Genomic DNA, 26,675 nt, shown 5'->3' on the forward strand with positions numbered 1-26,675 from the left:
CCACAGGCAGTCCCAGCACCACAGGCAGTTCCAGCAGCACAGGCAGTCCCAGCAGCACCACAGTCATCCACCACAGCAGATATCAGTTGCATTCGAAGGAGAAGCAATGCGGTCAACGGTGATCACAGGACAAGGACGGGCCACCTCGGCGAGGCAGAAGGGGAAGGCATTGAAACCGGCCATCAAGGTCGGTGCGGTGCTCGCAACACTGGCGCTCGTAGCCACGGGATGCGGCAACAAGGCTCAGCCTCCGGGGGAGGGCAGCGACTACCCGAAGGGCCCGGTCACGGTCAACGTCCCATCGGAACCCGGCTCCGGTTGGGACACCACCGCGCGTGCCCTCGTCGAAGCCCTGCAGAAGGAGGAGATCGTCTCCACCCCGCTGCCGGTCCAGAACAAGCCCGGAGGGACGGGCTGCACGTGGATGACGTCAATGATGCAGCAGGAGAAGGGCAAGGACGACCAGATCGCGATCACCTCGCTGGCCAGCCAGACGATGAAGGCTCGCGGACTCTGCGAATTCGGTCCCGAGGACACCACCCTCATCGCCACCATGTACGTCGAGGACTTCATGGTCGTCACCCCCGACAAGGGCGACATCAAATCGGTCGAAGACCTGGTCAAGGCGCTGAAGAAGGACCCGCAGAAGGTCACCGTGGCAGCCTCCGGCGATGACACGCTGCCCTTCGCGCTCTTCGCCAAGGAAGCCGGAGTCGACCCGGCGGACATCAACTTCGTCAACTACGAAGGCGGCGGCGAGCAGACCACCGCCATGCTCAACGGTGATGCGAAGGTCGCCATCGCCGGGCTGAGCGAATTCCGCTCCGTACTGGAATCCGGTGACATCAAACCGCTCGTGACCTTCGCAAAGGAACCGCTGCAGGCTCCCTACGACTCGGTTCCCACCGCTGCGGATGCCGGCTACGACGTGACCCTGGGCAACTGGCGTGGAGTCTACGGACCGGCCGAAATGCCGCAGGAGGCCGTCGACTACTGGGCCAAGACGCTCGAAGAGGTCAGCGAGACGAAGACCTGGAAGGACACCCTGGAGAAGAACCAGTGGGCTCCCGAGTTCCTCACCGGCGACGAGGCCAAGAAGTACGCCGAAGAGACAGCCGCCACCGTTGAGGAGGGCGTCAAAGAGACCGATCTGGGCAACAGCAAATGAGAACGCTGACTCCGGCGCTGAGAGGTGATGTCATCACCGGCATCGCCGTCACTCTCGTCGGCGCGGTCTACTACATCGCGACGTTCTGGATCCAGGAGACGAAGAACATCGTCACCCCGCGGACCTTCCCCGCGATCGTGGGCATCGCGCTCATCGTGCTCGGCCTCTTCCTCATCGGTCAGGCCGTGTACCGGAGCCGGAAACTCGCCGAGGTGGTCCCCGCTGGGGCCGCCTCGGCCAGTAGCGGTGCCAGTGGAGTGGCGTCGGGCAGCGGTGCGGCGGATAGCGGTGTGGAGGACGAGCCCGCGGGGGTCGTACTAGATGCTCCTGAGGAGCCGAAGTCGAAGCAGGTCGTGCTGCAGTTCGCGCTCTTCTTCATTTACCTCGGAATCCTCATCCCGGTCGGTTTCCTGCTCTCCACGGCAGCCTTCCTGATGACAATGACCAGCATCTATGCCCCGCACCGGTGGATTCGCAACCTCATCTTCTCGGTGCTCTTCTCCGTCATCATCTACGTCGCGTTCGTCTACGGGCTGGCCGTGTACCTGCCCGTCGGAATCCTGGGCTAGGGGCCGAGCATGGACACTCTCATCGATCTGGGCGGCGGCTTCGCCTCGGCGCTCGAACCCCTAAGCCTCGCCTTCGCTCTCCTCGGCGTCCTGCTGGGCACCGTCGTCGGCGTGCTGCCGGGCATCGGCCCGATCTCCGCGATCGCAATCCTCATCCCGGTGTCCTTCGGGATGGAGCCGGTGCATGGCCTCATCCTGCTCTGCGGCATCTACTACGGGTCGATGTACGGCGGCTCGATCACCGCCACACTCATCAAAACCCCTGGTGAGGTCGCCAGTGCAGTAACCGCCATCGAAGGCTACGAAATGGCTCGCCGAGGACGGGGCAAGGCCGCGCTCGCGACTGCGGCGCTCGGGTCCTTCCTCGCCGGCACCCTGGCGATCATCGGGCTGACGTTCCTCTCGCCTGTGCTGGTGCAACTGGCGAATGTCTTCGGCTCCACCGAATACTTCCTGCTCATGGCCACAGCACTCTTGCTGGCCTCGACCATGTCATCGGGCTCACGGGCGAAGGCCCTCATCTCGATCTTCATCGGCCTGGCTGTCGGTCTCGTCGGTCTCGACTTCCAGACGGGCCTGCCGCGCCAGACCTTCGGCATGAGCCTGCTCTCTGACGGCATCGACTTCACGATCTTCGCCATGGCGCTCTTCGCGATCCCAGAGGCGATCCGCAACCTTGCGCTGGGGCGCGGAGCCAAAGATGTGATCCAGAGCTTCGGGGACGACACGTGGATGACGAAACAGGACTGGCAGCGCTCGGCCATGCCCTGGGCCCGCGGCTCGGTGCTCGGCTTCATCATCGGCATCCTGCCCGGAGTCGGCCCGTCCCTGGCCTCGTTCATGTCCTACATCATGGAGAAGCGGATCTCGAAGCGGAAGTCCGAGTTCGGCAAGGGGGCCATCGAAGGCGTCGCCGGACCCGAGGCCGCGAACAACGCCGGAGTCGGCGGTGCCATGATTCCACTCTTCAGCCTCGGCATTCCTGGATCGGCGACCACGGCCCTGCTGCTCTTCGTCTTCACCATGTACGGCCTGCAGCCGGGACCGCTGATCTTCCGCGACGAGTCGGGCCTGATCTGGACGATCATCGCCAGCATGTACATCGGCAACGTGGCCCTGATCATCCTCAACCTGCCGCTTGTGGGCGTCTTCGTCAAGCTGCTGAAGATGCCCAAGGAGATCCTGTTCTCCTCAATCCTCGTCCTGGTGGCCATCGGTGCCTACGCGATCGAGTTCAGCCTCTTCGGACTCATGCTCCTCGGCATCTTCGGAGTCATCGGCTATCTCATGGACAAGGGCGGAATCCCGCTGGCACCGTCCATTCTGGCCCTCGTCCTGGTGCCGCTGCTGGAGGACAACTTCCGGCGCATGCTCCAGATCTCGGGCGGATCATTCATGCCGCTGCTGACTCGACCCGTGTCGTTGTCGATCATCGTGCTCATGGTCCTGGGTATCGTCGGACCGATCATCTTCCGCTGGTGGGTGCGTCGCCGCCAGCTGCTCGCCGATGTGAGCGTGGCATGAAAGAGAACCACATGACTGAAACGACGGACACCTCAGGCACTTCCGGTGCGTCTGCCTCGTCTGGTGGCACTGCCTCGGCGAAGGAGATCGGCGTCATCGATCGCAGCGCCGCGATCCTCACCGCGCTGCAGGACACTCCGTTGACGGCCGCCGAGGTGTGCCGTCGTCTGGGGTATTCCAAGTCCACGACCTACCGCTTGCTGGCGGATCTGCGCACGCACCGTTTCATCGTCCGTGACAACAACGGACTGCTGCGCTTGGGGCCGTTCCCCGGCAGACGAAGCATCGCGACGACGAACTCGGTGCTCGAGCATCTGCGGACCCTGACGAGTGAATCGGTGCAGCTGTGGGTCCGTGTCGGCGAGGATCGAGTGTGCGTGCGCAACGTCGAAGCCGACCATGAACTCCGTGTCTCGCGCAGCGTCGGCACCGTCCTTCCACTCGTCGACGGCGGATCCGGTGCACTGGCACTGTGCGGGCCGGGCAACCCACAGGAGTTCTACGCGACGAAGCAGGCACGAGTGAAGGGAACCGCCTCGGCGAGCGTGGCCTTCACCGTCGGGGGAGCCATCCTCGCACTCTGCGTGTCCTACCCGCTGACCCGGGAGCCGGACAACGTTGCGGGAGCCTACCGAACCGTGCTGAGCCAGGCCGCGGTCGAGCTGAAGGCGCTGCTCGATGACAGCGAGGAGCTGGCCGTTCTGCGCGATATCGCGCGGTTGGCGCTGGGTGCGAAGGTCCGGGAGGGCTAGGGCGAGTTCGCGCTGGTCAACGAGGTGAGCTTCCGTAAAGTGGTGGAGGACATCCCCGATCCTCGGGCGACGAAGAAGGAGACCCACCTTGCCACGCACCGTCTACTACACCGCAACCACCCTTGACGGCTACATTGCGGACCCGAGTGATTCCCTCGAGTGGCTGCTGAGGCAGCCCAACGATGAGTCGGATGACAACTTCTTCGCCGGCATCGGGGCGACGGTGATGGGTGCGACGACCTATGAATGGCTGCTGCGCAATCACGACGGTGCGTGGCCGTATTCCATACCGACGTGGGTGATGACCCATCGGGATCTGCCGAAGCCGTCGAAGGACGAGGTGTCTGAGGATCCGGACATCCGTTTCGCCAAAGGATCGGTCGCCGACTACTACGTGGAGATGTGCATGGCCACGGGAGACCACGACCTGTGGATCATGGGCGGTGGTGGCGTGGCCGGTCAGTTCGTCGATGAGGGTCTCCTTGACGAGATCATCACCTGGACGGCGCCGGTGACTTTGGGGTCAGGGCGCCCACTGCTTCCGCGCCGACTCGATCTTGAGCTCCTCGACGTGGATTGGAAAGGACCTTTTGTGGTCTCTCGGCACAAGGTGGTCGATGCACTGGCCGAGGACCAATAGGGGACTATTCCGCGTAGTCAGCGATATTCGAGACTGAGAAGCGGACCTCCCTATGTTCGAGAGATCCGCTTCTCAGTCGAGTGCACAGCAGAGACCGGTGGTCAGCCGACCTGCAGCTCTCCCATTTCGTCCCAGCCGTCTCCGTCGATCTGCCGAGAGATGATCCTCGGCGTTGATGCGAGGGCGCTGTTCATCGGACCGCCGTCTGCCGTCGCCTTCTGGAAATGATCGGACTTCACGTGTGCTTCGGCGGCGTCGTCATCGAAGGCTTCGACGAGGACGTACTCATTGGGGTCATCGAGACTGCGTGACCAGTCGAACCATTTGTTTCCCGGTTCTGCTCGGGTCGCCTCGGTGAATTCCTTGGTGATCTGCGGCCATTCTTCGGCCTTCTCGGGCTTGACCTGGAACTTGACGACGATGAAAATCATGTGGATCCTCTCTTCTCTGTGTGACGCTAGCTAGTTGTATGAGGCCACCACGTTGGTGACACCGACCGGCAGCCGTGATGCAGGCGGCCTTCCGTGCGATGCGCCGTGGGGTCGGTGGTAGTTGTAGTGGATGTTCCACACGTTGAGCGCTGCCGCACGCTCGTCTTCTGAGGTCCACTCGCGGGCGTAGAGGAACTCCTCAGCCAGGATCCGGTTGTAGCGCTCCACTTTCCCGTTGTGCCTGGGCGTGTACGGAGTGATCCGCTGGTGTCGTGAGCCGAGCATTGCCCTCGCGAAGGCGTCGGCGCGGTAGCACGCACCGTTGTCGGTGACGACGCGGTTGATGCGGGTAATGCCATGGGCTGCAAACCACGCCCTGGCCCTGTGAAGGAACGCGATGGCGGTGACAGCTTTCTCGTCGGACAACGCCTCGGTGTACGCCAGGCGGCTGTATCCGTCGACTGCTGAGTGGAGGTATACGTAGCCGCCGCGTTTGGTCTTCCTCTTTGCCTGCTCGGCTTTCTTGGCCTGGGTGGTACCGCGGCCGTGGATGCGCCAGCCGCCGCCGTCGGGGATCCGGCCGACCTTCTTCACATCGACGTGGACCATGTGTCCCGGCCATCGAGCATTGATCTTGCGAGGCTCGCGGTTCAGGTCCCCGCTAGGGTCAATGAACCGCCGACGGTTGAGTCCGAGCGCTGCGAGGTGGCGGCTCACTGTTCTGCGGCAGATCGGTACACCCTCTACGTGGAGTTCAAACGTGATCCGGCCGGCCGACCACTTGTGGTCGCGTCGCATCTGCTCGATCCGCACCACCACGTTGCCTGGTGTGGCGTGGGGCTGACGCCTGGGCGTGGAAGGGCGGTCGCACAGCCCGAGCTCGCCGTAGCGGCGATATCGGTTGACCCACTTGCTGGCACAAGCCCGGGAGATGCCCATCTCGGCGGCGACGTGGGCGATTGGACGGCTCCGACAGCGCTCGACGAGACGTCGACGCCCCTCGATGGATAGCGGCGAATTGGAGTGTGGCAATAACGTGCTTTCTGTAAAACGAGGAGGGGGCCCGGCCGCGTACGACCAGGCTCGCCTCCTCAAGGGGCAAGGCTGGTGGACTGGCTACTGGAGGGGAATTTCGACGCCACGCTCGCTCTCTGGCCGTGGGCCGAAGATTCGCCGGTCTGCCTCATTGATCCGCGCGTCGTTGATGCTGGCCTCGCGTCGCTCCATCAGGCCTTCGGTGCTGAACTGCCACAGTTCGTTGCCGTAGCTGCGCCACGACTGTCCCGTCGCGTCGTGCCACTCGTACTGGAAACGGACGGCGATGCGATTCTCGCGGAATCCCCACAGGCTCTTGCGCAGGGCGTAGTCGAACTCGCGCTCCCACTTGCTGGTCAAGAACTGGATGATCTCCTCGCGACCGGTGACGAACACGTCGCGGTTACGCCACGCTGAGTCGGGCGTGTAGGCCATGGCGACCCGCTGCGGGTCGCGCGTGTTCCAGGCGTCTTCGGCTGCCTGCACCTTCTGCAGTGCCGTTTGCTCTGTGAACGGAGGGAACGGTGGGCGTGATTCGTTCATGATTCCTTCCTCGTTGAGAACGGACGTTCTCAACGTGTGTTCAGCTATCGTAGGGAACGCCCGTTCTCAACGTCAAGGAGGACTCCCCATGCCAGCGCCGATCAGCGAAGAACAGAAGACCCGCAGCCGCGCCGCACTCCTGGACGCCGCCGAAGCGCTCTTCTATGAACGCGGCATCCAGGCGGTCGGCATGGATGCCATCCGCACCGCCGCAGGGATGCCCTTGAAGCGGATCTACGGGATGTTCTCAACGAAGGAAGACCTGGTCGTTGCGGTTCTGCAGCGACGAGATCGCCGCTGGCGAGCCAGCCTGACCGAATACGTGGAGCAGCACGAGGATCCCCGCGAACGGGTGTTGTCAATCTTCGACTGGCTTGAGCGATGGTTCGCCGAGCCCGACTTTCGCGGCTGCGCCTGGATCAACGCCTACGGCGAACTGGGCTCCACCTCACCTGCGATCCTCGTCGAGGTCCGTGCACACAAGCAGGCCTTCCACGAACAGATCGCTACGTGGGTCGAGGCTGCCGCGAACGTGCCAGCAGAACCTGTGAGCCTCCTGGCTGAAGGCGCGATCGTCACCGCCGCGTTCACCGGAGACACGAGGGCCGCCCGCCCCGCTCAGGCCGCCGCCAAAGCCCTCATCAACTGAGCGTCAACAACCTTTCGTCCCGCAACAGCTAGTTCGGTCGGCGGAGTCTTCACCAGCATTGGTGCTGATTGGGACGCTGCTCAGGAGAACTGCATGCCGCCGTCGACGAGCATGGTCTGGCCGGTGATGTAGTCCGAATCCTCGCTGGACAGGAACGACACGAGGTTCGCGACGTCTTCGGGAACGGACACCCGTCCGAGGAGAATGTCTCCTGCGTACTTCTTGATCGCTTCCCCCTTGGCCAGTCCCTCCTGTTCTCCGAGTTTCTCATCGATGAGGTCCCACATCGAGGTTCCCACGATGCCTGGTCCGTAGGCGTTGACGGTGATCCCGTGTTTGGCCCACTCCATGGCCGCGCCCTGAGACAGTCCGCGCACTGCCCATTTCGTGGCCGAATAGGGTGAGAGCAGAGCGAACGGACGGAAGGCGACGATCGAAGCGGCTCCGATGATCTTTCCGCCGTTGCCCTGTGCGATCATCTGCTTGGCAGCGGCCTGGTAGGACAGGAACACGCCGGTGATGTTGACGTTGAGGATCTTCTCGAAGTCCTCTTTCGAGTAGTCGATCAGGGGTTCGATCTGAGCGATGCCGGCATTGGCCACGAAGATGTCGAGCTTCCCGCCCACCTCGACGGCGGTGGCCACGAGTGCCTCAACCGAGGCCTGATCGGTGACGTCGACTTCGGCTCCGGTGGCCTTGCCGCCGGCGGCTTCGATGGTCGATACGGTCTCCTGGACTCCCTCCTGCATTGTGGGCAGGTCTGCCACGATGACGTGGTGGCCGTCGGCGCCGAGGCGCTGTGCGATGCCCTGTCCGATTCCTCGTGCTGATCCCCCGTGACGACAGCGACGCTGGTGGTCGTGCTCATGGTTGTACTCCTTCATATCTCGTCGTTGAGTGAGTACGCTCATTCTGTGCGCGATTGACGGCAGGAAAATACGGTCCTTCTCATGTGGCGAGAAACTGAAGTCGCCGAGGTGGGGCTTGGCTTCTCAGCGGGAGCCGCCGCGCAGGTACCGCGAGCACAGCCCCGCGTGCTCACGCAGCGCGGTATCGAATGCCTTCGCTCGTCCCGTCGCCTTGGTCGAAGGGGTGCTGATCGCGATGGCTCCGACCTGCATGCCTGTGCCGTTGTGGACGGGCACCGCCGCGCAGGTCTGACGCGGCAGGAACTCGTCGTGTTCCCAGGCGATGCCGCGTGTGGCCACCCCGTCGAGGTGGGTGTCGAGCAGGTCTCGGCGCACGATCGTGTGCGGGGTGAGCACGGGCATTCCGCGGGCGTCGAGATACTCGGTGCGCTGCGTCTCCGGCATGGCTGAGAGCAGGATCTTGCCGAAGGCGGTGGCATGTGCGGCCTCGTTGAAGCCGAACCGAAGCGGGCGGAGACGGGGGTGCTTCTCGCAGTCGGAGGAGTAGGTGAGCAGAATGTCCGACCCTCGGTAGATCGCAAAATAGGCGGCCGTGCCCAGGCTGCGATGCAGTTCATCAGTGATCTGACGGATGGGCTGCGGAGCGATGAGGCGCTGTTGGAATGAGAGGCCGAGCTCAAAGCACTTCGGTCCGAGTTCGAAGCTCTTTTCGTCCTTGAGATAGACGAGGTAGCTGCTGTCCTCGAGCTCGTGGAGCAGGCGATAAACAGTGGGGAGGGGGATCTCGAGACGGTCGGCCACGGCCTTCGCGGAGACACTTCCCGAGGAGGACACCGCCTCGAGTACGGAGAAGACCCTGTTGATGACGGTGCTGTTCGACATTCGCTCTCCCATGTTTATCGTCTCGTGAGAATAAGGATAGTGCCCGGTGGTCCAGATCACATAGGTTGCTTATGACCGGTTCGGCAATGGTGCCCGGAACCCCCGGGCACCAGCAGAGGAGCAAAGGAGCACCCACATGGCATTCCCCGCCAAATTTCCGTCGCTGAACGCGATGGAGATGACCGATGAGGCCCGACAGACTCTTGTCAGAGTGCTGCGCGTGGCATTCCCACACGAGAATTTTCCCGATAGCCCTTATGAACGCACTGCCGACAAGATCCTCGTCGAAGCCGACGCCGAGACCTGGTTCCGGGTGGCACTGATCCAGGGTCTGCAGTCACTTGATCAGCTCTCGGACAAGAGCTTCTGCTCACTCAATGACGACGAAGCCCTGCGGGTGCTGCGCCGCGTCGAAGGCACGGAGTTCTTCGGATTCGTCCGACGCACCGCAGCGCTGAGCCTCTACGACGATGAAGAGGTGTGGGAGATCCTGGGCTACCAAGGACCGTCGTTCGACCTCGGCGGCTATGTCAATCGAGGATTCAACGATCTGGACTGGCTGCCCGAACCGCGCATCCTCTATCCGGAAGGCGAGGACCTGCCGGAACTCGGCCCGGGTGCGCACCTGGGACCGCAGACGGTCAACGTGGCAGACGAATCGACGAATCAGCCGAGCGCTGAGCAGGCAGAAATGGGCGAGGTGAAGAGATGATGGCAGCGAAACCAGCGTCCGGTGGCAGTGTCACCGGCTACAGCATTGACCAGACTGAAGAAGCGGTCGTCATCATCGGGTCAGGCGCCGGAGGTGGCACCCTCGCGTATGAGCTGACGGCCAAGGGAATTCCCGTCGTCGTCCTCGAAGCAGGTCCCCATCTGGGACATGACGATTACGTCAACAACGAATGGGAAGCGTTCAACCAGATGGCCTGGCTGGATCCGCGGACGACGACAGGATCATGGCGAATCGCGCAGGACTTCCCCAACCTGCCGGCATGGATCGTCAAGGCCGTCGGAGGCACGACGACCCACTGGTCCGGCGCCACTCCGCGTTTCAAGAATCATGAGTTCCGTGCCCGCAGCGCCTATGGACGCATCGAGGGAGCCAATCTCCTCGACTGGCCGATCACGCTCGAAGAGCTGGCTCCGTACTACGACCGGGCAGAGAAGTCGATGGGTTCGACTCACGTCCACGGACGTCCGCCCCTGCCGGCGAACAACAACTACAAGGTCTTCGCCAACGGTGCGAAAGAGGTCGGGTACCGCTACTACGCGACTGGCCCCTATGCCACCAATGCCGAGGAATACGATGGGCGTCCCGCTTCGATCCAGGATGGCTTCAACTTTCAGGGAGACAAGAACAAGTCGAAATGGTCGACCTTGGTCAGGGAGATCCCGTGAGCAGCGGAGACGGGACTGCTCGATCTCCGTCCCGATTCGCAGGCTGTCCAGATCACCCATGATTCAGAAGGGAACGCCGACGCGGTCCTCTACCTCGACGGGGAAGGAAATCTGCAGCGTCAGGCCGCCAAGCTGGTGTGCGTGGCCGGCAACTCGATTGAAACGCCGCGGCTGCTGCTCCTCTCGGGCACACCGAGCTTCCCCGACGGGCTCGCGAACTCCTCGGGGCAGGTGGGGCGAAACTACATGCGCCACCTCACCGGGACAGTGTGGGGTCACTTCGACAAGCCCGTGCGCATGTACCGGGGCGAGACCATGGCTGGCGTCATCGCCGATGAGTCGATCCATGATCCCGATCGCGGATTCGCCGGCGGCTACTACATGGAGACGATCTCCTTGGGTCCTGCCTTCATGTCGGCGTTCGTCGATCCCGGAGCCTGGGGTCCGGACTTCGCCGCGCTCATGGATCGCTACCTCAACACGGCCGGCATGTGGATCGTCGGTGAGGACCTGCCGCAGGAGTCCAACCGGATCACACTGAACACCACGGTCAAGGATCAGCATGGTCTGCCCGTCCCGAACGTCCACTACGACGATCACGTCAACGACCTGGCAATGCGTGAACACGGATACGCTGCAGGTGAGAGCGTCTACAGGGCGGTCGGGGCGCAGACCTCGCATCGGACACCGCCGTATCCGTCGACGCACAATCTGGGCACTGCGAGAATGAGTGAACGACCGGAGGACGGTGTGGTCGACAAATGGGGTCGCTCCCATGATGTGAAGAACCTCTTCATCTCCGACGGTTCGGTCTTCACCTCAAGTGCGGCGGCCAATCCGACTCTGACCATCGTTGCTTTGGCGATTCGGCAGGCGGAATACATCGCCGAGCAGCTGCGGACTCAGCAGCTTTAGGAAGGAACCACATGTCCCTGCTTTCTCCTGTCGACACCGGACTCATCGACCAGCTGCGGTCCGCAGTCGATGAGGTCGGCGCTCGTGCCAGCGATCGTCTGGCTGCCGCACATGATGCTTCCCACTACCTGCTGACACCGCAGGCCGTGGTGAAGCCGCGCAACCGCGAGGAGGTGGCGGCACTCTTCTCGGCCTCACGGCGAAGTGGGGTGCCGATGACCTTTCGTTCCGGTGGGACCAGCCTGTCCGGGCAGTCCGTCTCGGACGGGGTGCTCGTCGACACGAGAAGGCATTTCAGGGACATCGACGTCCTCGACGACGGTGCCCGGGTCCGCTGCGGGCCCGGGGCCGTGGTCAGGGCTGTGAACGCGCGGCTGCTGCGGCATGGGCGCAAACTGGGGCCGGACCCGGCCAGCGAGATCGCTTGCACCATCGGCGGAGTCGTCGCCAACAACTCCTCCGGCATGGCCTGCGGGATCGAAGCGAACACCTATCAGACGCTTGACTCGGCCGTGCTCGTCCTTCCCAGCGGAACCGTTCTCGACACCTCGGCGGCAGACGCTGATGAGCTGCTGCGGAGACGGGAACCAGCTATCCACGCGGGTCTGGCCGAACTCCGAGATCGGATCCGGGCCGACGCCGAGGCGGTCGCGCGGATCACGCAGCTCCACTCCATCAAGAACACCATGGGCTACGGCCTCAACTCGTTCCTCGACCACGATGACCCGGTGCGCATCCTCGAACATCTGGTCATCGGCAGCGAGGGGACACTCGCCTTCGTCGCCGAGGCGACCTTCCGCACCGTACCGCTGATGGCCCACGCCTCGACAGGTCTGCTCGTCTTCGACGATCTGCCCACGGCCACCTCGGTGCTCCCGGAGATCATCGCTACGGGTGCCGCCACGGTCGAACTCCTCGATGCCACGAGTCTGCGGGTCGCCCAACGTGATGAGAAGTGCCCGGAGGAGATCCGGGATCTCGACGTGGACGCCCACTGCGCTCTGCTCGTCGAATTTCAAGAGGAGACGGAAGAAGGCCTCGACCAGGTCGTGTCCGAGGCGCTGCCGGTCCTCGAAGCATTCTCATTGAGCCGACCAGCAGAGCTGACAACCGATCCGCGACGGCGATCTGCGCTGTGGCACACCCGCAAGGGGCTGTTCACTGCGGTCGCCGGTAACCGTCCCTCGGGGACCGCCGCACTGCTCGAGGACATCGCTGTCCCGGTCGACCGCCTCGGCGAGACCTGCACTGCTCTGAGCGAGCTGTTCGACCAATACGACTACTCCGATGCCGTGATCTTCGGGCATGCGAAGGACGGCAACATCCACTTCATGATCACCGAGGAATTCGGGAGTGGAACCGACGGCGAGAACTTCGACCTCGACCGGTACGAAGCATTCACCGAGAAGATGGTCGACCTCGTCCTCTCCCGTGGGGGCACGCTCAAGGCCGAGCACGGTACGGGCCGGATCATGGCCCCATTCGTCAGGCGTCAGGTCGGTGACGATCTCTACGCGGTGATGAAACGGGTCAAGGAACTCACCGATCCGCAGTCCCTGCTCAACCCGGGTGTCCTGCTCAGTGATGATCCGAAGGCGCATCTGCGTGATCTCAAGACCACACCGACCACCGAGGAGGAGGTCGACCGGTGCGTCGAATGCGGGTACTGCGAACCCGTGTGCCCCAGCCGCGACCTCACCCTGACTCCGCGTGAACGCATCGTTCTGCGACGCGAGATCGCCCGCGCCGAGGCGGCAGGGGACGAGGAGCTGACCCGGACCCTGCGCAGCGAGTACGACTACGACGGGATCGACACTTGCGCCGTCGATGGCATGTGCCAGACGGCGTGCCCGGTCTTCATCAACACCGGAGACCTCGTGCGCAGGCTGCGCCAGGAGAACACGAACACGATCGAAGAAGCCGGCTGGAACACTGCTGCCAAGGCGTGGGGTCTGGTCAGCTCGGTCGGGGGAGTGGCATTGAGCTCCGCGAAGGCGATGCCCACGCAGCTGCCCGCAGCGGCCACGGGTGTCGGTCGCAAGATCTTGGGCGATGACACCGTGCCCAGCTACTCCGCTGATCTGCCGGCCGGGGGTTCCAAACGTGTGGCTGTCTCGGCGTCGAATCCGGACGTCGTGTGGTTCTCCAGCTGCACGAACACGATGTTCGGACCAGAAGACGGTGGAAGCGGAGATGGAGTTGCCGGTGCCTTCCGCCGCCTGTGCGAACGAGCAGGGATCTCGCTGCGTACGCCGCGGGGCATTCCCTCTCTGTGCTGCGGCACCCCGTGGAAGTCGAAGGGGATGGCCGAGGGATATGCCACGATGCGCAAGTATGTGCGCAGAGAGCTGTGGGCGGCCACCGATGGCGGACGGATCCCCGTCGTCTGCGATGCGTCCTCCTGTACAGAGGGACTGCGTGTGCTCCTCGGCGACGCGACCGACTCGACCGACGCGACCGAGTCGACCGACAAAGACGCAGCGGAGGATTTCGAGATCATCGACGCCGTGGCCTTCGCCACGCAGACTCTGCTCCCTGCGCTGCAGGATCGCGGAGCACTCTCGACCGAACACCGCCTGCCCTCGATCACCCTCCACCCGACATGCTCGTCGACCCAGCTGGGAATCAACGAGGACCTGAGCGCGCTCGCCGGGTCCATCGCGGAGGAGGTCAGCGTGCCCGATTCCTGGGGCTGCTGTGCCTTCGCAGGGGACCGGGGCATGCTCCATCCCGAGCTCACCGCCTCGGCGACGAAGGACGAAGCCGCCGAGGTCGAATCGATCGGCGCGGACATTCACGCGTCGACGAACAGAACGTGTGAGATCGGGATGACTCGGGCGACGGGGAAGCCGTATCGCCACATTCTTGAAGCCCTCGACGAGCTCGTGAGTCAGGCCCGATTCTGATGCAGCCCGGGGTTCATCCGGATGCCGGGCATCCCTGGCGTCGGTGAGCCGCGTGTGATTCGATGCACATATGACTCAAGCATTGGAATCGCATCGCGCTCGCCTCGCCGCCGGAGAGATCTACAACGGGCTGTGGATGATGTCGACGAGCCAGGAGCTGGCGAAGGTCGGATCGGCCGCAGGCTATGACTATGTGTGCCTTGATATGCAGCACGGTTTCACGCGCCCGACCGACGTTCTGCGCCTGACCGATGCCATCCGGGCCAGTGGATCTGCCCTGGTCGCGGCAAGGGTCTCGGCGAACCGCTTCACCGAGATCGGCATGCTCGCCGACGCTGGCGTCGAAGCCGTCATCGTTCCGCTCGTGTCCAACGTCGCCGAGGCCGAAGCTGCCGTTTCCGCGCTCGACTACCCGAGCCGCGGCGGTGACCGCTCCTGGGGTCCGACCGCCGAACTCATGCACAACGCGGTCCAGGACACCCGAGACGAGCGTCCGCTCTTGTTCGTGATGATCGAGAACAAGGAGGGTCTGGCCAATGTCGAGAAGATCTGCGAAGTCCCAGGCATCGACGGCGTGTACGTCGGTCCCGCCGACCTCGCCTTCGCCGTCGACGCACTGCCCGGTCAGCCCAATGACGCCCACGCCGAGGCGCTCGTGCGGATACGCACAGCAGCCGACAAAGCCGGCATCGTCCCAGGCATTCACTGCGGTGACGGTACGGAAGCCAAGGTTCGGAAGGAACAGGGATTCCGCTTCATCACCTCGGCGGGGGATATCGGTGCTGCCGGCCGCGCGTTCCGGGAGGATCTGGCGACGGCGCGAGGCTAGTCACCCCTCGATATCGACCACCGTCCGCAGTCCCTTGCTGGGGTCGGCGAATTCCTGCGCCAGGTCTGACAGTCCGATCGGGCCGCCGAGGATGCGGTCCCACGGCATGTTCTTGCCGTCTGCGGCCAGGAAGTCCACGGCTTCCTGCAGGTGGTGTGGTTCGAAATTGTGCACACCGGTGATGGTGCGCCACCCTCGCACGAGCTGTTCGGGATTGATCTCGATGTTCGGTCCAGGACTCACGCTTCCCGCGAGAACTGCGGTGCCGCCGATTCCCAGGCTGGCCACGCAGGTCTCCACACCCGCGGTGGTGCCGGAGAGTTCGAGTGCGACATCGACGTCTGTCGGCACCTCCTCTTCCAGGATCGTGCTCGCCCCGGCGAACAGGGCTAGGTCCTGGCGCTGCGGCGTCGGATCGAAGGCGAGCACCTCGGCGGCACCGCGGGACTGCGCGGCGGCCACCGCGGTGAGCCCCAGCATTCCGAGTCCGTTGACGAAGACACGACGGCCCCGCAGGTCACCGGCGGCCTCGAGCATCGCCATGACGGTGGCGACGGCGCACCCTGCCGTGGCGGCCACGGCGTCTGGCACCGAATCCGGCACCGGGATGACTGCCACGCCGGCCGGCAGGTGGATGTGGGAGGCGTAGGTGCCCGACAGCGCCCACCCGCTGTCGGTGGATTCGTGCCCGACCTTGGCCACCGACTGACATTTTGCGCTGAGGCCGCGCCTGCAGTTCTCGCACTTCCCGCATACCGAGGTGACCGAGAAGACCACGCGCTGGCCGAGCGGGAGCCCAGACCGCGAATCCTCGACCACGCCGATGCCCTCGTGTCCGAGAACGGCGGGGCAGGCTCCGGGGCGACGCCCGCGCACGGTGTGACGATCCGAGCCGCAGACGGTGGCGGTGGTCAGGCGAATGAGGCTCTCGCCCTCGGCCAGTTCAGGGCGGTCGAAGGACTGGGTCTCGAACTGATCCCCGCCGAGCCAGACGACGGCTTCAACCGTGTCCGCGAAGACCTCAGCATCCGCCGAGGTGTCGGCCGGGGAAGCCTGAACCGGTGACTGTGCTTGAGCCTGCGTTTGAACCTCCGCCGTCACTGGTTCACCGGGGCCGAGGTTGCATCCGAAGCTGGCAGGTCGACCAATGCATCGGGAAGCCCCGCAACGGAATCGAGCACCAGGTGGGCACCTTCGGCCGCGAAGTCCTTCCGGCTCAGGTGGCCGGTGAGCACACCCACCGCGGTGACTCCGGCACGCAGCGCGGACTGCACATCCGCCGAGGTGTCGCCGACGCTGACGACCGCGGCCGTGTCTTCGACACCGAGTTCCTTCATGACCGTCTCGATCATGTCGGGTGCTGGCCGTCCGGCCTCGACCTCGTCGCCGCAGGAGGAGGCGTCGAAGGTCTCGCCCTGCTGCCATCCCATGGAGGTGAAGATGAGGTCGGCGATCTCCCGAGCGAATCCGGTCGTCAGAGCGACCTTGATGCCCTGCTCGCGCAGAGTCGCCAGCGCCTCCTCGATCCCGGGCAGCGGCTTCGGCGGATTGTCGGTGTAGGTGCGGCGCAGTTCCTGCCGAAACCATTCCCAGGTCTTCTCATGGAGTTCGTCATCGACCTCGACACCGCCGAGGCGGAGCAGATTCTCGATCGCCCACTTCTTCTCCGTGCCCATCCACTTCTGAAACACCTCGTCCGTGTAGTTCGCACCTTCGCGTTCCGTGGCCTCCCGCAGAACGCGGTAGACCTCGTCACGGTCGTCGATGGTGGTGCCGGCCATGTCGAAGATGGCGAGTTCAATCATGCTGTTTCTCCTCTTAACTGGGACAGAGTGTGTTGGGTCGGGTATGTGAAACGGGGTATGTGAAAACGCAGAAGCGCCAGCTGACGGCTGGGCACCAGCGAATGGCTGGGCGTCAGCGCACGGCCTTGCGCAGCCACATCGACAGCGCTTCGACGGCCAGGACGACGGCAACCATGAGGATGAGGACCATGGTGACCACATCGAACTGGTTGACGCGCGAGGCATTGAGCAGCAGGAACCCGATGCCTCCGGCGCCGACGACTCCGAGGAGCGTGGCCGAGCGGATGTTGTTGTCGAGTAGGTACATCGTGTGGGCGACGAAGGCCGGTGCCGCCTGGCGCAGTGTGGCCGAGAAGAACACCTGTGCCTCGCTGGCACCAGTGGCCCGCATCGCCTCCTGCACCTGAGTGTCCGTCTCCTCAAGCGAATCGGCGATGAGCTTCGAGAGCAGGCCGATCGCCCCGATGGACAGAGCCAGCGTGCCGGCGACCTCGCCCAGACCGGAGATGACAACGAAGATGATCGCGAGAATGAGCTCGGGAATGCCGCGCACGATCACGATGATCACCCTGAACGTCAGGTGCACATAGGCATTCGCCACGGCATTGCGAGCGGCGAGGATGCCGATCGGCAGTGCGAGAACAGCACCGATGAGCGTGGCCGCGAGCGAGATCTGGATCGTCACCAGCAGCTGTTCGAAGAGGTTGGACATGGACCCGCCGGCCGACGGCGGGAAGAACAGTGCCAGGGTCTGCGGCAGGTCGAGGATCCCCTGCGCGAGTGCCGACCAGGACACATCCACGCGCCACAGGGCAGCGACAGTGAAGACCACGATCAGTGCGATTGAGAGGAAGCGTCTGATCCGGGCCGAACTCCACGGTGGTGTCAGGTGGAGATCGTTGACACCGGACTCGCGGCCGTGGTTGAGCAGACGATCGACCCAGGTGCCGCCGGTGATCCTCTGCCCGGCCGATCTCATCAGCGCAGCGCGAATAGCGCCGGAGACGAGCTCGAGGCCGATGCACAGCAGCAGGACGAGCACCGCCAGAGCCATGCCCCGCTGATAGTCCAGCGTCCGCAGAGAATCGGCGATCGCCAATCCGATGCCGCCCACGCCGACATAACCCAACAGCACCGAGGTGCGCAGATTGATGTCGAACCTGTGCAGCGCCGTTGCGATGAGCTGGGGCATCAGGGTCTGGGGGATGGCCGCCATGATCTGCTGTGCGCGACTGCCGCCGAGGGACTCCACGGACTCGCGTGGGCCGTCGTCGAGTTCTTCGATCGCGTCGGCGTAGAGTTTGGCGATCATGCCGACCGAATGGATGCCCATGGCGATGATGCCGGCCGTGGCTCCGAGCCCGAACATGCGCAGGAAGATGATCGCGAGCACCAAATCGGGGACTGCCCGAGCCAGCACCGTCAGTGCGCGAGCAACCCACTGCGAGGTGACACCCCACCGAGTCGGTCTGGCCGCAGCCAGAGCCACGGGAACGGAGAGTGCGACCGAGAGGAGCGTGGCAAGGAAGACGATGGCCAAGGTCTCGAACACCAGGGAGAGGGTCTCTGCCACAGGTGGGAAGTCGAGGGGGAACATGCGGGCGAAGAAGTTCACCGCATTGTCGAAGGAATCGACGATCGTCGCAATATCGATGCCAAGCGCACCGACGGACCACACGCCCCCGACGACCAAGGCGATCATGACGAGCGCGGCGGCGAGGCTGGACCCGGCCGGACGCGGACGTACTGGGACCTCGCGAACGTCAGGTGGGGCCTCGGCGAGCATGGACATCAGCGGGTGACACCGCTCGACATCGGGGTGCGGACGGAATCGGAATCGGAAGTGGACGTGGATGCGGAACCTGCCCCAGCCTCGGCGTCGGAGATGTCCATGCCGGAGACACTCGAATAGATCGTCGAAGCCTCTTCAGCACTGAGGCCCTGCGTGGTGCGGTCGAGGACCGCCTGGCCGTTGCGCAGGCCGATGATCCGATCGGCGAACTCGATGGCGAGCTGAACCTGGTGGAGCGAGGCGATGACGGTGAGGTCGTCCTCCTCGGCGATCTGGCGCAGCAGGTTGATCACGTCGAGCGCGGAGACGGGATCGAGCGAGGCCACCGGTTCATCGGCCAGCAAAACCGTCGGGTGCTGCATGAGCGCCCGGGCGATGGCCACGCGCTGCTGCTGACCGCCGGAGAGTGTATCCGCACGCTGATAAGCACGATCGGCCAAGCCGACCCGGTCGAGCTTCTCGATGGCTTCGCGGCGCACCGACTTCGGGTACATCATCAGCGAGATGCGCGGTCCCTTGAGTGAACCGAGCTGCCCGGCGCAGACATTCTCCAACACAGACATGGGGCCGACGAGGTTGAAGGACTGGAAGATCACGCCGATGTTCCGGCGCAGCTCCCGCAGCCCTCGTTTCCCCACCGAGTTCACGTCCTGGCCCAGCACGCGGACCGTGCCCGAGGTGGGGGAGTGCAGGCCGTTGATGTGGCGCAGCAGCGTCGACTTGCCCGATCCGGACAGGCCGAGCAGAACGGTGACCCGGCCGGTGCGGAAGCCGACGTTGACGTCGTCGAGTCCGAGGACTCCGCCGCCGAAGTCCTTTGTCACATGGTCGAGTTGGACTGAGTAGATATCGTCGATCTCTCGCTGGAGTTCAGTGGTCATGAGTGCGTCTCCTAGCCGACGTTCTTGCAGGCATCTGCCTGGGTGGCATCGCAGATGTCGCGGATGGAATCGAAGTCTGAGTCCTCGACGGGCTTGTAGCCGTATTCGATCTCCTCAGGTAGGACGCAGTCGTCCTCGGAGGAGCAGATGCCGGCGTCGACCATGGCCGGAACGTTGGCCTTCTCACGCAGGATGGTCGTGATCTGCTTGGCCAGCTCAGGGTCCATAGACTCGTTGTTGACAGCGATCGGGTCCTCGGTGATGGGCTCGGACTCCCACGCGGGCTCCATGCTGCCGGGCTTGACCTGGTCGGATTCCTCGAGCGTCTTGAGCATGGTGTCGTGGGCGAAGGCCGCATCGCATTCGCCGGAGTCCAGGGACAGCAGCGAGGCGTCATGACCGCCGGTCAGGACCTGTTCCATGTCCTTCTCCATGTCGAGACCTTCATCCATGATCCCCTTCATCGGCACGAGGTAGCCCGAGGTGGAGGCCTTGTCGACGAAGCAGACCTTCTTGCCCTTGAGATCGCTCAGGCCCTTGATGTCCGAGCCCTTCTTGACGTAGGCAAGCGAGGTGTAGGCCGGATCCTTCTTCGGATCGCTCGTCGGAGCAGCCGCGGGCTCCATGTCGATGCCGGAGTCCTTGGCGATGACATAGGCGAACGGACCGAACGAGGCGGCATCGATCTGGCCGGCCCGCATTCCTTCGATCACCGCTGCATAATCGGAGGCATTCTGGAACTCGACCGTCTTGCCGGTCTCCTCCTCGAGCAGTGCGGTGACGTTTTCGAAGGTCGATTCCAACGTGGACGATGACTCGGCGGGGACTGCGGCAAAGGTGATGGTGTCGCCGTCGTCGCCGGAGGAACCGCAAGCGGCGAGCAGCGGGAGTGCGAGCGCTGCGGCCGTGAGTGAGCGGACGGTGCGGGAGCGGAAGCGTGGGAACAGGGCCATGGGCGGCCTGCCTTTCGAGTGGTCGGGGTGATCGCTTGGCTTCATTCTTCGACACCTCGAATCAACATGTCTATACAATTCGACCCTGTTCACCGATCGGACATGACAACTTCATCGGCGGTTGGGGCGAGGGGCTTCGAATGTGGTGCCGGTCTCAGGTGGAGGGCCGTGCGTCTGTCTCGGCCGGGTAGCCGCCGAGGATGCGGTCCGCGATCCCAAACGACAGAGTCATCCCGATCCCCGAGGTGACCACGGCGACCGTCGTTCGCGCGTCAGGGCGCTCGAGGATCAGATTCGTCTCGGTGCTGTCGGCATACTGGCCCAGCCACCGCTGGCGAACCACGGGTTCATCGATGCCGAGGATGCTGGTGGCGCGATCAAGCAGCAGATCCCCGACGCGTGCGTCGATGAAGGGCTCGGGGCTGAGATCATAGGCGTGGGAGTCGCCGATGAGCAGTCCGCCGGGGATATCGGTGACCATGAGGTTGGCGATGACATCGACGAGCTCCGGCTCCCGCTGCGTCAGATCCTCACGCAGTGCCGATGCTCCCGGCATGGCGGCGAACCCGTCGTAACGGGCCAATGAGGTGCCCGTGAGCATGGCGAACCCGCTCGGGATCCGTTGCGGTCGCTCGATTAGGGACATTGCCAGCGTGCAGATGCGCACCCCGTGCGCCTCGGCGATCTCCGGGAACAGGGAGGTGAGCTGATAGCCGGGGCAGACGACGACCTGCTCACCGTGGACATCGCCACGGTTGGTGGACACGGTGCCGTCGCCCACCTCGGTGACGGTAGTGTTCCACGTGAATTCGACACCCTCTCCAGCCAGCCACTCGGCAAGGGCGGGGGCTGCCTCACGTGGGTCGACGCGCATATCCAGGGGCAGGTGAGCCCCACCGATGGCGCCCAGGCTCGGGTTCCCGATGGCCGCCGCCACCTCCTCGGCGCTGAGCATCGTCGCCTGATCCGGACCCCGGTGATCGGCGAACTCCTGGAGGACGCGCAGTTCCGGTTCGGTCATGGCAGGGATGAAGGACCCGGTCTCTGCCGCCCAGATCCCGGTGGCTGCCGCGGCCTCCAGCCAGCCGGCTCGAGACGCCATCGCCAGATCCTGAGCGTCATCGGCCTGCCCAGTGAAGCAGGCGTGCCCGAAGTTCTGGATCGATGAGCCCACAGGGCGGGCGGAACGGTCGATGACACGGACGCTGCGGCCCTGACGGTGTGCGCGGAATGCGGTGGCCAGGCCCAGAATTCCGGAACCTACGATGATGAGATCAGTTTTCGACATTCCCCCATCTTGGTCGCTTGTTGTCGTACGATGAACACATGTATGTACAAGTTTGGCGATTGTTCACCTGAACGTGACGTTGCGCTTCTCGGCCGGCACTCCCGGTTCATTCGCCCCGAATAGGAAGGAAGAGACGCCGCCGATCGGAGAACACGACGACCTCGAGCAGCGCAGCGCACGGCAAGCACAGCACCACGGCAGCACAGTTGGAAGCACGTGTCCCCATCCCCGACCCCGACGAGGCCAGCACACATGACTCAGCAGCGCACACGACAGCAGTACGACGAAATCGCCCACTATCTGCGAACTGCGATTCGCGAGGGGTATTTCCAGCCCGGCGACGAACTGCCCTCGGAAGCGGAACTGACCCGGAAGTTCACCAGCTCCCGCGGCCCGGTTCGACAGGCGATGTCGACACTGCGGACCGAGGGCCTGATCTCTTCGGGACGCGGGCGCCGGACGGTCGTATTGGACAATGTGCCCACACAGTCCTTCGACGACATCATCTCCTTCTCCCAGTGGTGCCACAATGCCGACATCGTCCCAGGCCAGCGCACCCAATGGGTGACCCGCAGGCCCGCCGAGAAGTCGCTGGCCGCAAGTCTGCGGATCCCAGACGGTGACCCGGTCGTCTCCGTCTTCCGGCTCCGCCTCATGGACGATGTGCCCACCATGGTCGAGCGCCTGAACTACCCCCTGGAGTTCGGGCGCCACGTTCTCGCCTTCGACACCGACTCCGGGTCGATCTACCAGGAACTCATCGACCAGGGCGTCGACATCAGCCGAACCTCGCGAACCATCGATGCGATCGGTGCCAACGAGGACGACGCCACACTGCTCGAAGTTCCCGTCGGCACACCCCTGCTGCGAGTCCGACGCCGCGCATTCACCGGCGCGGGCGCGCTGATCGAGTCCTCTGACGACCGCTACCTTCCGTGGAAGGCCAGCTTTACGATGAACTCCACCCGGGGAAACCCCAGCTCGATGGCATTGACGTCGACCAACCTCGGCGACATCTGAGGTTCACCGCTCCGGAGTAGGCTCACAACCAACGCATCGTCAACCAACGCATCGTCTGCTGGTAGGCTCACAACCAACGCATCGTCAACCAACGCATCGTCTGCTGGAAGGAACCGATCATGGCCGAGAACAACCACGACGCCGATTCGCACGAGCACGTGGACCTCCTCGTCATCGGGTGGGGCAAGGGCGGAAAGACCCTGGCCGGGACCATGGCCAGAGCCGGCAAGCGCGTCGCCGTCGTCGAGCAGTCGGATGCCATGATCGGCGGATCCTGCATCAACATCGCCTGCATCCCCACGAAGATCTTGGTCCACGACGCGGAGAACAAACGCGATGACGACGACACTGACGAGTACTTCGCGAAGGCCGTGAAGCGCCGCGACACGTTGACCGGGGCGATGCGGAAGAAGAACTTCTCCATGCTCGACGACCTCGACTCGGTTCTCCTGGTCTCCGGTCGCGCCGAGTTCACCGGCGAACGCGAAGTCCTCGTCACCGGCGGTGACGACACCATGCAGATCACCGCGGACACCGTCGTCGTCAACACCGGCTCGCTCGCGAACATCCCACCGATCGACGGAGCGACGCTCGGCGGTCGCATCTACGACTCGGAGGCCCTGCAGCACGTCTCCCCGTTCCCCAAACGCCTGGTCGTCGTCGGCGGTGGATACATCGGACTCGAGTTCGCATCGATGTTCACTCACTTCGGCTCCCAGGTCACCGTCCTCGACCGCGGCGAGCGTCCGCTGGCCAATGAGGATGCCGACGTCGCCGAGGTGGTCGCTCAGGCTCTGGCCGATGACGGAGTCACGATCATCAACGAAGCATCCGTGACCGCTGTTGCCGATGGAACCGATCAGGCCACCGTGACCTACGAGGTTGGTGGCGAAGAGAAGCAGGTCGACGCCGAGGCTGTCCTCCTGGCCGTTGGCCGTGCGCCAACAACCGAGGGCCTGGGCCTGGGCAAGGCCGGGATCGAGACCGACAAGCGCGGCTTCATCACGGTCGACGAGCACCTGCGCACCTCGGCCGAGGGCGTCTTTGCCGTCGGCGACGTCAATGGCGGACCGATGTTCACCTACATCTCTCTCGACGACAATCGGATCCTCGCCGATCAGCTGCTCGGCGACGGCAAGCGGACGACCGCGGACCGCAGCGCAGTGCCGTACACGATGTTCCTCACCCCGCCCGTGGCACGCGTGGGGCTGAGCGAGGCCGCCGCCCGCGAGCAGGGCTATGACGTCAAGGTCGGAGCGAAGGCGATGGCCGACATCGCTGCAGCACCCAGGGCGAAGATCGAAGGTGACCCGCGCGGCATCGTGAAGTTCGTCGTCGACGGGGCAACGGACCACATCCTCGGCGCCGCACTCGTCCACGTGCACTCGCAGGAGGTCATCAACACCGTGGCCCTGGCGATGCGCCACAACGTCACCGCCACCGAGCTGCGCGACACGATCTACACCCACCCCTCGGCGACGGAGGCACTCAATGAGGTGCTCGGGGTTGTGAAGTAGGGGCGCTGCAACCAGTGGAATACTCCGCTCAGTATCAAGGTTGCTGAATAATGGCACATGCCGCAGATTCCGCCCCGTAGAGAGATTGATAGATGAGCACTTTAGTGATTGTGGGAGCAGGACCAGGGCTCGGCCTCAGCCTTGCTGAGAAGTTCGGCAAGAAGGACTTCAATGTGGCTTTGATCGCCAGGAACCAAGATCGTCTCGACACTCTCCAGGCTTCGTTGACTGACATGAATATCAAGAGCGCGGGCTTTTCTGCTGACGTGACGAACGAACAGCAGATCGCGGATGCGTTCACTCAGGTGCGGGAGACATTCGGCCAGATCGATGTGCTCGTCTACAACGCCGGGGTGATCGCGCCGGTATCTGCCGCGGAGACAACGGCCGATATCGCGAACCAGCACATGCAGGTGAATATCATCGGCGGAATCTCCAGCGCGCAGCAGGTGATTCCCGAGATGATCGAACGGAAGCAGGGAACCATCTTCTTCACCGGTGGTGGAGCTTCAGAGCTGACGGTGACCCCCATCCTGACCACTTTGAGCATCGGCAAGTCCGGACTGCGCAGTTACGCTCATTGCCTTCATGATGAGCTGCAGGATCAGGGCGTCTACGTGGGCATGCTGTCGATTGCCGGAGTGATTGAGGAAGGCACCTATTTCTCAGCCGACAACATCGCGGACGAATACCTTGATATGTACGAGAAGCAGGATGTCGCAGAGCGCTTCTACGTCGATGAATCGGAGGATTCAGACGCAGTCCTCAAAGACACGTACACCAGTGAGGGCCAAGCTTGAGCACTCGGCTCTGCTTCGTCCCTAGCCTGTGACCGTGACCGCTAATAAAGTGGGTTCATGGCGCATCCGCAGATGTTCGATGACGACGACCCGCAGCTGGCCCGCCTGCGTAAGACCGCGCTGAGCCTTCCCGAGGCGCAGGAGAAGGTCTCGCATGGGCGGCCCGCGTTCTTCACGAAGAAGATCTTCGCGCACTTCGGAGGCACGCGGAAGCTCGTCACCGGTGGAATGGAGCAGCATCCGCAAGCCCTGCTCATCTTGCCCGATCCGATGGACGCCGAGGTGCTGATGGAGCGACCCGATGCCTTCGTTCCCATGTACCTGGGTCCCACCGGTTGGATCGGCTTGGAACTCGAGACCCTCGACGAGAATGACCTCAGTGATCTGCTCACCGATTCCTACCGAAATACCGCACCTGCCGGTGTCGTCCGCAAATTGTCCGCGAAGGACTGAAATGCCCGCGAAGGACTAGGCAACCCCTCGTCCGCCAGCGGGGTACTGTGACGCAGCCGGCGAGAGGCCGGATATTCTCGGACACATGAACAACCGCATCGTCATCACCACCGACTACCTCCGCCCGGGCGACACCGTCGACACGATGCTGCGAGACCGCGGCCTCGAACCGGTCTACTCGCCGGCGGGCGGAACTCGCACGGACGAAGAGAAGCTGGCTCTGTTCAAAGGAGCCGTCGGTGCAATCGCTGCGAGTGAACCGGTCGCGCGTGCCATGCTCGCGACCTCCCCAATGCTGAAGGTCATCGCCCGGGCAGGGGTGGGCTATGACAACGTCGACATCGATGCGGCGGCCGAGCTCGGCATCCGCGTGTGCAACACACCAGGGGTCAACCACCACGCCGTCGCCGAGCTGGCGCTCGCACTCATGCTCGCCTGCGCTCGCCGACTCAACACCGTGCTGGCTGGAGTGGACGACGGCGGATGGCCACGCGAGGCCGGAACCGAACTGCGGGGCAAGAGTCTCGGCGTCATCGGATACGGACCCAGCGGCAAAGCGATCGCTGCCCTCGGTGTTGCGCTGGGAATGCGAGTCCTCGTCTCCACAGCCCACCCCGACTCCGAGCAGTCATCGGGCATCGAATTCGCCGATTTCGACACGACAATCAAAGCCGCCGACTACCTGTCTCTCCACAGCAGAGCGGGCAAGGGTGACCCGATCATCGACGCCGCGAGCCTCTCTGCGATGAAGAACTCGGCAATCCTCATCAACACTGCACGCGGCTCCCTCGTTGACGAAGCTGCTCTCGTCGAAGCGCTCAAGACAGGCGAGATCGCCGGCGCCGGACTCGACGTTCTGCAACGCGAACCCATGGTCGAGGACAACCCGCTGCGAACGATGAGCAACGTCGTCATCACCTCCCACCTCGCCGGGCAGACGCTGGAGGCACGCGAACGCGCCGGGGTCGCGGCGGCTCAAGCCATCATCGATATCCTCGACGGAAAAACTCCACAGGGCACAGTCGTCTGACTAAGCTCTGGCCGGAACCACCTCGG

25 protein-coding genes and 1 pseudogene are annotated in these 26,675 nt (G+C 63.8%); 15 read left to right on the forward strand and 11 right to left on the reverse strand.

The window, feature by feature from the left end; translation table 11 throughout:
- The first annotated feature begins 106 nt into the window (after nucleotides 1-106).
- The 5 genes from CXR25_RS01150 to CXR25_RS01170 all read left to right on the forward strand — a co-directional run bounded on the left by CXR25_RS01150 (nucleotide 107) and on the right by CXR25_RS01170 (nucleotide 4,653).
- Complete coding sequence (locus tag CXR25_RS01150) at nucleotides 107-1,168, forward strand: Bug family tripartite tricarboxylate transporter substrate binding protein (RefSeq protein WP_083248611.1); 1,062 nt, start codon at nucleotides 107-109, stop codon at nucleotides 1,166-1,168.
- On the forward strand, nucleotides 1,165-1,737 hold the full coding sequence (locus tag CXR25_RS01155) for a tripartite tricarboxylate transporter TctB family protein (RefSeq protein WP_069599228.1): 573 nt from the start codon (nucleotides 1,165-1,167) through the stop codon (nucleotides 1,735-1,737). Before CXR25_RS01150 ends, CXR25_RS01155 begins: the two co-directional genes overlap by 4 nt.
- A gap of 9 nt (nucleotides 1,738-1,746) precedes the next feature.
- Nucleotides 1,747-3,261, forward strand: coding sequence for a tripartite tricarboxylate transporter permease (locus CXR25_RS01160; RefSeq protein WP_009882125.1), 1,515 nt, complete (start codon nucleotides 1,747-1,749; stop codon nucleotides 3,259-3,261).
- Nucleotides 3,262-3,272: 11 nt separating this feature from the next.
- Nucleotides 3,273-4,013 (forward strand): helix-turn-helix domain-containing protein, encoded by a 741-nt coding sequence (locus CXR25_RS01165; RefSeq protein WP_236850593.1) that lies wholly within the window; start codon nucleotides 3,273-3,275, stop codon nucleotides 4,011-4,013.
- 88 nt (nucleotides 4,014-4,101) lie between these two features.
- Complete coding sequence (locus CXR25_RS01170) at nucleotides 4,102-4,653, forward strand: dihydrofolate reductase family protein (protein WP_069599230.1); 552 nt, start codon at nucleotides 4,102-4,104, stop codon at nucleotides 4,651-4,653.
- A 101-nt stretch (nucleotides 4,654-4,754) separates the two neighbouring features.
- Here CXR25_RS01170 and CXR25_RS01175 read toward each other — a convergent pair whose 3' ends face one another.
- The 3 genes from CXR25_RS01175 to CXR25_RS01185 form a co-directional block, all read right to left on the reverse strand.
- A complete protein-coding gene (locus CXR25_RS01175; RefSeq protein ID WP_096145751.1) occupies nucleotides 4,755-5,084 on the reverse strand; it encodes a putative quinol monooxygenase in 330 nt (109 codons plus the stop codon).
- Nucleotides 5,085-5,114: 30 nt separating this feature from the next.
- Nucleotides 5,115-6,116, reverse strand: coding sequence for an IS481 family transposase (locus CXR25_RS01180; protein ID WP_096145750.1), 1,002 nt, complete (start codon nucleotides 6,114-6,116; stop codon nucleotides 5,115-5,117).
- Nucleotides 6,117-6,200: 84 nt separating this feature from the next.
- A complete protein-coding gene (locus CXR25_RS01185) occupies nucleotides 6,201-6,662 on the reverse strand; it encodes a nuclear transport factor 2 family protein (RefSeq protein WP_069599233.1) in 462 nt (153 codons plus the stop codon).
- Between the two features lie 88 nt (nucleotides 6,663-6,750).
- On the opposite strand from CXR25_RS01185, the gene CXR25_RS01190 reads away from it, so the two are divergent.
- The gene (locus CXR25_RS01190) at nucleotides 6,751-7,311 is read left to right on the forward strand and encodes a TetR/AcrR family transcriptional regulator (RefSeq protein WP_069599234.1); all 561 of its coding nucleotides are present in this window, start codon (nucleotides 6,751-6,753) and stop codon (nucleotides 7,309-7,311) included.
- Between the two features lie 80 nt (nucleotides 7,312-7,391).
- On the opposite strand, the gene CXR25_RS01195 is transcribed toward CXR25_RS01190, so the two are convergent.
- Together CXR25_RS01195 and CXR25_RS01200 are read right to left on the reverse strand one after the other, a co-directional pair.
- Nucleotides 7,392-8,222 carry an SDR family oxidoreductase gene (locus CXR25_RS01195; RefSeq protein WP_205677650.1) on the reverse strand — a complete coding sequence of 277 codons (831 nt, stop codon included), beginning with the start codon at nucleotides 8,220-8,222 and terminating at the stop codon, nucleotides 7,392-7,394.
- Nucleotides 8,223-8,303: 81 nt separating this feature from the next.
- Entirely contained in the window at nucleotides 8,304-9,062 is a 759-nt protein-coding gene (locus CXR25_RS01200) for an IclR family transcriptional regulator (protein ID WP_162619300.1), read from the reverse strand.
- Between the two features lie 136 nt (nucleotides 9,063-9,198).
- Between CXR25_RS01200 and CXR25_RS01205 the strand changes: the two genes are divergently transcribed.
- The 4 genes and pseudogenes from CXR25_RS01205 to CXR25_RS01220 all read left to right on the forward strand — a co-directional run bounded on the left by CXR25_RS01205 (nucleotide 9,199) and on the right by CXR25_RS01220 (nucleotide 15,110).
- Nucleotides 9,199-9,774 (forward strand): hypothetical protein, encoded by a 576-nt coding sequence (locus CXR25_RS01205; protein WP_069599237.1) that lies wholly within the window; start codon nucleotides 9,199-9,201, stop codon nucleotides 9,772-9,774.
- A pseudogene (locus CXR25_RS01210) lies at nucleotides 9,774-11,375 on the forward strand (GMC family oxidoreductase). The gene CXR25_RS01205 and the pseudogene CXR25_RS01210 overlap by 1 nt, the downstream one beginning before the upstream one ends.
- A gap of 11 nt (nucleotides 11,376-11,386) precedes the next feature.
- Nucleotides 11,387-14,281 (forward strand): FAD-binding and (Fe-S)-binding domain-containing protein, encoded by a 2,895-nt coding sequence (locus CXR25_RS01215; protein WP_125240303.1) that lies wholly within the window; start codon nucleotides 11,387-11,389, stop codon nucleotides 14,279-14,281.
- 70 nt (nucleotides 14,282-14,351) lie between these two features.
- Nucleotides 14,352-15,110, forward strand: a complete 759-nt coding sequence (locus CXR25_RS01220) for an HpcH/HpaI aldolase family protein (RefSeq protein ID WP_164513916.1) — start codon at nucleotides 14,352-14,354, stop codon at nucleotides 15,108-15,110.
- Here the strand turns inward: CXR25_RS01220 and CXR25_RS01225 are convergent, their stop codons facing one another.
- From CXR25_RS01225 to CXR25_RS01250, 6 genes are all read right to left on the reverse strand, one after another.
- Nucleotides 15,111-16,211 carry an alcohol dehydrogenase catalytic domain-containing protein gene (locus CXR25_RS01225; protein WP_125240304.1) on the reverse strand — a complete coding sequence of 367 codons (1,101 nt, stop codon included), beginning with the start codon at nucleotides 16,209-16,211 and terminating at the stop codon, nucleotides 15,111-15,113.
- Nucleotides 16,208-16,915 (reverse strand): phosphonatase-like hydrolase, encoded by a 708-nt coding sequence (locus CXR25_RS01230; RefSeq protein ID WP_114319427.1) that lies wholly within the window; start codon nucleotides 16,913-16,915, stop codon nucleotides 16,208-16,210. The genes CXR25_RS01225 and CXR25_RS01230 overlap by 4 nt, the downstream gene beginning before the upstream one ends.
- Nucleotides 16,916-17,027: 112 nt before the next feature.
- Nucleotides 17,028-18,707, reverse strand: coding sequence for a phosphonate ABC transporter, permease protein PhnE (phnE, locus tag CXR25_RS01235; protein ID WP_125240305.1), 1,680 nt, complete (start codon nucleotides 18,705-18,707; stop codon nucleotides 17,028-17,030).
- Entirely contained in the window at nucleotides 18,707-19,588 is an 882-nt protein-coding gene (gene phnC, locus CXR25_RS01240) for a phosphonate ABC transporter ATP-binding protein (RefSeq protein ID WP_009882142.1), read from the reverse strand. The genes phnE and phnC overlap by 1 nt, the downstream gene beginning before the upstream one ends.
- A gap of 11 nt (nucleotides 19,589-19,599) precedes the next feature.
- Nucleotides 19,600-20,586, reverse strand: coding sequence for a phosphate/phosphite/phosphonate ABC transporter substrate-binding protein (locus CXR25_RS01245; RefSeq protein ID WP_241212362.1), 987 nt, complete (start codon nucleotides 20,584-20,586; stop codon nucleotides 19,600-19,602).
- A gap of 109 nt (nucleotides 20,587-20,695) precedes the next feature.
- Entirely contained in the window at nucleotides 20,696-21,829 is a 1,134-nt protein-coding gene (locus CXR25_RS01250) for a TIGR03364 family FAD-dependent oxidoreductase (protein WP_069599244.1), read from the reverse strand.
- Between the two features lie 252 nt (nucleotides 21,830-22,081).
- Here CXR25_RS01250 and CXR25_RS01255 point away from each other — a divergent pair, with 252 nt between their 5' ends.
- The 5 genes from CXR25_RS01255 (at nucleotide 22,082) to CXR25_RS01275 (ending at nucleotide 26,649) form a co-directional block, all read left to right on the forward strand.
- On the forward strand, nucleotides 22,082-22,849 hold the full coding sequence (locus CXR25_RS01255) for a GntR family transcriptional regulator (protein ID WP_069599245.1): 768 nt from the start codon (nucleotides 22,082-22,084) through the stop codon (nucleotides 22,847-22,849).
- A 119-nt stretch (nucleotides 22,850-22,968) separates the two neighbouring features.
- A complete protein-coding gene (locus CXR25_RS01260) occupies nucleotides 22,969-24,366 on the forward strand; it encodes an FAD-dependent oxidoreductase (RefSeq protein ID WP_101584061.1) in 1,398 nt (465 codons plus the stop codon).
- Between the two features lie 92 nt (nucleotides 24,367-24,458).
- Nucleotides 24,459-25,166, forward strand: coding sequence for an SDR family NAD(P)-dependent oxidoreductase (locus tag CXR25_RS01265; RefSeq protein ID WP_029416699.1), 708 nt, complete (start codon nucleotides 24,459-24,461; stop codon nucleotides 25,164-25,166).
- Between the two features lie 57 nt (nucleotides 25,167-25,223).
- A complete protein-coding gene (locus CXR25_RS01270) occupies nucleotides 25,224-25,619 on the forward strand; it encodes an MmcQ/YjbR family DNA-binding protein (protein ID WP_096145746.1) in 396 nt (131 codons plus the stop codon).
- 85 nt (nucleotides 25,620-25,704) lie between these two features.
- Nucleotides 25,705-26,649 (forward strand): NAD(P)-dependent oxidoreductase, encoded by a 945-nt coding sequence (locus tag CXR25_RS01275; protein WP_096145745.1) that lies wholly within the window; start codon nucleotides 25,705-25,707, stop codon nucleotides 26,647-26,649.
- The last annotated feature ends 26 nt before the right edge of the window (nucleotides 26,650-26,675 follow it).

This window comes from Brevibacterium aurantiacum, from assembly GCF_003932995.1.
In the GTDB taxonomy this organism is placed as follows: domain Bacteria; phylum Actinomycetota; class Actinomycetes; order Actinomycetales; family Brevibacteriaceae; genus Brevibacterium; species Brevibacterium aurantiacum.